The following is an 806-nucleotide window of genomic DNA, read 5'->3' as shown; positions in this document are numbered from 1 at the left end:
AACCTCTACAACGGCCGGCACGCCCCGGGCGAGCACGTGCGGGTCTTCCCGCTGTCGAACTGGACCGAGCTGGACGTGTGGCAGTACATCGCCCGGGAGCACATCGCGCTGCCGGAGATCTACTTCGCCCACGAGCGCGAGGTGTTCTCCCGGCACGGCATGTGGCTGACCGCCGGCGGCTGGGGCGGGCCCGCCGAGGACGAAACGGTACAGAAGCGCCGGGTGCGCTACCGCACCGTCGGCGACATGTCCTGCACCGGCGCGGTCGACTCCGACGCCGACACCACCCGCAAGGTGATCGCCGAGATCGCGGTCTCCCGGCGCACCGAGCGCGGCGCCACCCGCGCCGACGACAAGCTGTCCGAGGCCGCGATGGAGGACCGCAAACGCGAGGGGTACTTCTAGCCATGACCGGCACCGCTGACCCTGCTGACCCCACCGGCCCCGCCGGCCCCGTCCGCCCTGACGACCCGTCGGGGCCGGCCCCCGCGGCCACCCTGCTGCGCTTCGCCACCGCCGGCTCCGTCGACGACGGCAAGTCCACCCTGGTCGGCCGCCTGCTCCACGACTCCAAGTCGGTCCTCACCGACCAACTCGAAGCCGTCGAGCGCGTCTCCCAGGACCGCGGCCAGCAGGCCCCCGACCTCGCCCTGCTCACCGACGGCCTGCGCGCCGAACGCGAACAGGGCATCACCATCGACGTCGCCTACCGCTACTTCGCCACCGCCCGCCGCCGCTTCATCCTCGCCGACACCCCCGGCCACGTGCAGTACACCCGCAACATGGTCACCGGCGCCTCCACCGCC

At 72.6% G+C, this 806-nt stretch carries 2 protein-coding genes; both read left to right on the top strand.

The features are described from left to right. Positions 1-405, top strand: a 405-nt coding sequence (locus tag AC3EVP_RS36910; protein WP_435138172.1) for a phosphoadenosine phosphosulfate reductase domain-containing protein, incomplete at its 5' end; no start/stop codon positions are given. A 2-nt stretch (positions 406-407) separates the two neighbouring features. Further along, the coding region (locus AC3EVP_RS36905) for a GTP-binding protein (protein ID WP_435138169.1) at positions 408-806 on the top strand (399 nt) is incomplete at its 3' end.

This window comes from Actinacidiphila sp. bgisy144, from assembly GCF_057708105.1.
Note: the sequence above shows the minus strand (reverse complement) of the source record. Positions and strands in the feature narration are given on the sequence as shown.